The organism is bacterium (assembly GCA_021372775.1).
Lineage (GTDB): Bacteria > Acidobacteriota > Polarisedimenticolia > J045 > J045 > JAJFTU01.
Window position 1 is genome coordinate 1 of the sequence record JAJFTU010000373.1, and the last position, 4,545, is coordinate 4,545.

Annotated in this window: 8 protein-coding genes; 1 reads left to right on the plus strand and 7 read right to left on the minus strand. The window is 68.4% G+C overall.

Features of this window, described 5'->3' with window-relative positions:
* Nucleotides 1–341 (minus strand): acetyltransferase (locus tag LLG88_12310; protein MCE5247686.1); only part of this gene is annotated, 341 nt, incomplete at its 3' end.
* Nucleotides 342–437: 96 nt separating this feature from the next.
* Nucleotides 438–632 (minus strand): hypothetical protein, encoded by a 195-nt coding sequence (locus LLG88_12315; protein MCE5247687.1) that lies wholly within the window; start codon nucleotides 630–632, stop codon nucleotides 438–440.
* A gap of 304 nt (nucleotides 633–936) precedes the next feature.
* Here LLG88_12315 and LLG88_12320 point away from each other — a divergent pair, with 304 nt between their 5' ends.
* Nucleotides 937–1,464 (plus strand): hypothetical protein, encoded by a 528-nt coding sequence (locus LLG88_12320; GenBank protein ID MCE5247688.1) that lies wholly within the window; start codon nucleotides 937–939, stop codon nucleotides 1,462–1,464.
* A 157-nt stretch (nucleotides 1,465–1,621) separates the two neighbouring features.
* Here the strand turns inward: LLG88_12320 and LLG88_12325 are convergent, their stop codons facing one another.
* From LLG88_12325 to LLG88_12345, 5 genes are all read right to left on the minus strand, one after another.
* Nucleotides 1,622–1,834, minus strand: coding sequence for a hypothetical protein (locus LLG88_12325; GenBank protein ID MCE5247689.1), 213 nt, complete (start codon nucleotides 1,832–1,834; stop codon nucleotides 1,622–1,624).
* Nucleotides 1,835–1,942: 108 nt separating this feature from the next.
* Nucleotides 1,943–2,155: a hypothetical protein gene (locus LLG88_12330; GenBank protein MCE5247690.1), complete on the minus strand. Its 213-nt coding sequence runs from the start codon at nucleotides 2,153–2,155 to the stop codon at nucleotides 1,943–1,945.
* Nucleotides 2,156–2,235: 80 nt separating this feature from the next.
* Nucleotides 2,236–2,430 (minus strand): hypothetical protein, encoded by a 195-nt coding sequence (locus tag LLG88_12335; protein ID MCE5247691.1) that lies wholly within the window; start codon nucleotides 2,428–2,430, stop codon nucleotides 2,236–2,238.
* Nucleotides 2,431–2,459: 29 nt separating this feature from the next.
* A complete protein-coding gene (locus LLG88_12340; GenBank protein MCE5247692.1) occupies nucleotides 2,460–3,998 on the minus strand; it encodes a deaminase in 1,539 nt (512 codons plus the stop codon).
* Between the two features lie 195 nt (nucleotides 3,999–4,193).
* Nucleotides 4,194–4,545: hypothetical protein (locus tag LLG88_12345; GenBank protein ID MCE5247693.1), on the minus strand; the 352-nt coding region annotated here is incomplete at its 5' end.

The following is a 4,545-nucleotide window of genomic DNA, read 5'->3' on the forward strand; positions in this document are numbered from 1 at the left end:
TCGCCCTTGTTGTCCCACGCCGCGCTGAACGGAACGTCGAGGCCCCACTCCTCCCGCATCACGGGAAAGGGGTAGGTCGAGGCGGAGCGCAGGGTGTGGTTCGCGCCGTTGAGGACGAACTTCGCGCCGTGGGCGATCGAACAGAACTTGCCGATCCGCAGCTTGTCGTCGTTCGAGGGGTACTGGTAGAGGACGTTCTTCCGCTCGAAGGCCGTCGGGTCGTCGAAGTCGTGGTAGATCGTGTAGTCGCCGACGACGATGTTCGGGCGGGTCACGTAGTTCTTGAGGTAGCAGGTGTTCCGGTCGCCGGCGCGGGGGAAGAGCGCGTCTTTGTCGGGCATCGGGTCGCTCCCTTCGGCGGGCGGATCGGCGCGAGCGACGCGCCGCCGATTTGCGCCGCATAAGGCCGGCCGCCGGACTACGCCGGTCCCGGAATCTCAGCGCGGTTTCGCGGGTTCTTTCCGACGGGCGACGAGGCGCTCCGCCTCCGCGGGATCCGTGCCGGCGTCGATGAGGTCTTGCACCTCGATGCGAATCCCGTACTGCTCGAGCCGCCACGCCGGCCACTGCGCGGCCTCTTCAAGCGTCTCGCGCAGCTCCACCGCAAGGAACCCTGGCTTCAGTTCATCCATGGCGACCTCCCGGGCGCAGTTTACCCTCCGTCGGCCCCCGGCGTTTCGTCGGTCGCGGGTCGTTCCCTCGCGTGCGACGGGGCGGTGTGTCGCCGCTTGCGGAGAGCGTCGCCGCCGGGAATCGGCTGGCCAGGTCCGGAGCGCGCGTCGCGGCCGCGGGACGCGGTTGATCAAGGTCGCCGCGAGGCGCGTCGGGAGTCGGCGTTGCAGAGCATTGGAGGCGTATAACGTGAGGCGTGTGCGTCGGCGCCGGCGGCGCGGCGGACGTGTTTGCGCTGGCGCTGACGAGAACGAGGACGCTTCGGTGACGGTCGTCTTCATCGGCGGGTCGCGGCGCGTGACCCGGCTGGCCGACGAGGTCGTGCGGCGGCTCGAGAAGATCGTCGAGCGGCGGCTGCCGGTCGTGGTCGGCGACGCGAGCGGCGCGGACCGCGCGGTGCAGGCGTTCTTCGCCGCGCGGGGCTACGAGCTCGTCACGGTGTTCTGCACGGGCGGCGTTTGCCGAAACAACGTGGGCGGCTGGCCGCTGCGCGCCGCGCCCGCGCCCGCGGGGAAGCGCGGCTTCGAGTTCTACGCGGCGAAGGACGTCGCGCTGGCCGACGAGGCGACGGTCGGGCTGATGCTGTGGGACGGGACAAGCCGCGGCACGCTGGCCAACGTCGAGCGGCTGGTCGCGCGGCGGAAGCCGGTTCTCGTGTACTCCGCGACGCGGCGGGAGTTCGTCGCCGTGCGCGGACCGGACGATCTGGCCGCGCTGCGGCGCCGCGACGGCGCCCCCGACGACGGGCCTCGAGGCGCCGCGGCCGACGAGGATCAGGCGGCGCTGTTCTGACGCCGTTGCGCACCGGAGTTCGGCGTGATTAGAGAGAGCGCCGCCTTGGTGATGCGGGCGAACGGGAGGAGCGTCGAGAGCGGATGGGCTGTGCGGAGCGGCGGCTGACGGCGGCGAAAGGCGCGAGACGGTTGACCGATCCGCCCGACGGCGATCGCTAACGCGCCGGGCTGGGCCTCGGCGTCGTGGTCAGGCCCACCGGCCGCTGTTGCTCGGCACAGGCCGGCTTGTCGCCCGCAGCCGCCGCCCCGCGGGTACCAAGCACGCCCCGCCGTTCTTCCGGCAACGCCATGTACTGCTTCGCGCCCTCATCGACGCACGCCCAAAACAGGCGCGCCTGCTCCGTGTCGAGATTCCGTTGGACCGCCATCGCAGCACCTCCGCCGGGATTCCGGCTCTCCGTTCGAATTTCGGCAACGGGACTTCTGGGCTCTGCGAACAGGAACGCCGCCGGCTGGACCGAGGCCGCCGGCCATCGTCAGCGCGCGGTGCTGGATTCGCGGCGCAGCTTCAGGCCCGGGCTGGCCATCCGCTCGGCTCGCTGCGGCGTCTGATCCGAGACGGGACGACCGAGGACGCCCAACACGCCTTGTTGTTCCTGCGGCAGCGCTGCATATCGTGCGGCGCCGCGTTCGACACCCGCCCAGAACCGCCGCGATTCCGGTGTCGTCATGTTGCGCTTGATGTCCATCTCCCCCTCCGACGCCGGCAGTCAGCGGAGCCGAATGCCCAGCAAGGTCTTCTGCGCGGCCTCCTCGTGTCCCGCCCGCGTCAGCGAGGCCTTGCGGATGCTTGCTGAAGGGCGACGAGGCGAGCCGCTTCGACCGGATCCGTGCCGACGTCGATCAGATCCTGCGCCTCGATCCGGAGCCCGTACTCCTCGAGTCGCCACGCGGGCCACTGCGCGACTTCCTCGAGCGTCTCGCGCACTTCCAGCCCAAGGAACCCCGGTTTCAGTTCGTCCATAGCGACCTCCCGCAGCAGTTTAGCCCACCTCAACGCATCGGAGCATAGCTGAGGTCCGCCCTCTTCATGAGCTGATTCAGTTCGGCGCACGCCACGCCCTCGCGCTCGAGGATCGCCGTGACGCTCTCGTGCAGACAGGGCGCCGCCGCCTGCGGTTCCCAGCGGATCAACTCGTCGTCCGCCGACTTTCTGCGCCGCATGCGAAACAGCTCCGTGTACTTTCGCGGCCCCACGCCGATGAACGGCCGGAACCACACGCGATGTCCGGAGCCGGACTGCTCCGCTTCGACGGAATCGCCGTGAAGTTGAAAAGCCAGGCTCTTGAGATACGGGTGAAGGAAGATGACTTCCTTCAGTCCCGCGGCGACGATGTGCTTGGTGCAGTTGTGGCAGGGGAAGAGGTTCGTAACAAGACGCAGTCCCTGCGTCGCGGCGCCGCGTCGAGCCGCATCCATCAATGCCGCCATCTCCGCGTGCACCATCCGCCCGTATTCGCCCGACCCCATGATTTGGGTTCCCGCCATCAACTCGCGCGCTTGGTCGGCCAACTCCGAGACCGTCTTGCCCTCGAACTCGGCGCGTAGCCACCGGCCTTGCGAAAGTCGCTCGAAGACCTCCGCCAGGGCGCTCCGCCGGTACTGGACCGACACGTTGGCGCCTTGGCGGAAGTCGCGCCCGTCAGGCTGATCGCCCTCCCAATAGAGGCCGCCGCCGGCCTTGGGGACCTCGTTCGTCCCGACGGCGACGACGTCGCCCTCGTCCGCGACGATGACCGCCCCGACCTGTCGGGAGAGATCCGCCGACCGCAGGGCGACGGCGTGCGCCAAGAACATGGCGAATTCGTCCCGCGTCGGGGTGATGAAGGGGTGACCGAAGTACAGGTTGAAGAAACGCGCCATGTCTTTCTCGGGCTCGAACGGCTGGTCAAGTCCAAAGAAGACATCCGCCTCCGGGAAGGCGTGCGCGACGTCTTGCCCGTATCTCTTGCCCGGCTCCTCTTGATCCTTGATCAGTAGTTCGTGAGCACGCGCCTTGTATCGATCCGAGTGCGGGTCATGCCGAGATAAGGCGATCTTTTGCGCGAGATTGTCCGCGCGAACCGTCGCCGCGGAGTGGATTCCCAGCGCAACGAACGCGTTTCCGTAGATTCGCCGAAGAGTCTCGACCTCTTCCCTCGTCTTGAGCGACCTCAGGATGAACGCCGTGGCGACGAGCGGCGCGTCGGCGGCATTCCCCCACTCGGCGTTTCGCTGTTTGCGGATGCGGCGGATTGCGGCGACCGCCAGAAGCGCCACCGCGTCTCCGCGCTCCATCCGCTCGCGAAATCCATTGCCGGCGTCCTGATGCGCGGCGATGCGATCGTCTTCAGGAGCGGCGGCGGAGAGATTCGCGAAGCAGGACACGTCGTGAAGAAGCTCGCTCAGCCTCAGGTCGATGGTCTCGTATCCCATCGGCGCGACGGCGCTCCGAACCATGCGCGTCACCGAGTCGAGATCAGCCCCTGCGGCGCCGACCAGCCCAACGACGAGTTCCGGACTGCGCCGAGAAATCCCCCTTTCGCCGTCCATCGTGTCCCCCCAAGCGGTGTCTGTACAGAATATTGACGCGGGTCGGGGTCGCGCAATCGCCGCTGTTCCGAATACGGGACGGCGGTGCTTGTCGATCGGGCGGAGGGAGGCGGCGCGCAAACAGAACGACGCGCCGCGATCAGGCGGCGCGTCGTTCGGCGGAGGCAGGAAGCCCGCCTCGGCGGGCGGTCTTGGTCAGTTGGCGTCGCGCGAGGAAACCTTGACGCGCATCACCGTGGCCGGGACGCGGTAGAGGAAGAGGCGGGGCTGCATCGAGGCCTTGGGGCAGTTGGCGCCGACGGAGGCCACGACTTCCTCCACTTCGAACGTCGCTTCCTCGGGGGTGTCGAGGCGCGCGGCGACGACCTTCGTGTCGCGGCAGGCGTTCTCGCGCGGACGGCCGGTCACGGCGATCACGCGGTCCTTCTCGAAGTCGACTGCGGGGCCGCGGTCGGGGATGCCTAGTCCGACGAGAACCTTGCGGAACTCCGTCTGGTCGATGATCAGCTTGCCGCCGGGCTCGCCGCCCCACGAACCCTCGAAGAGG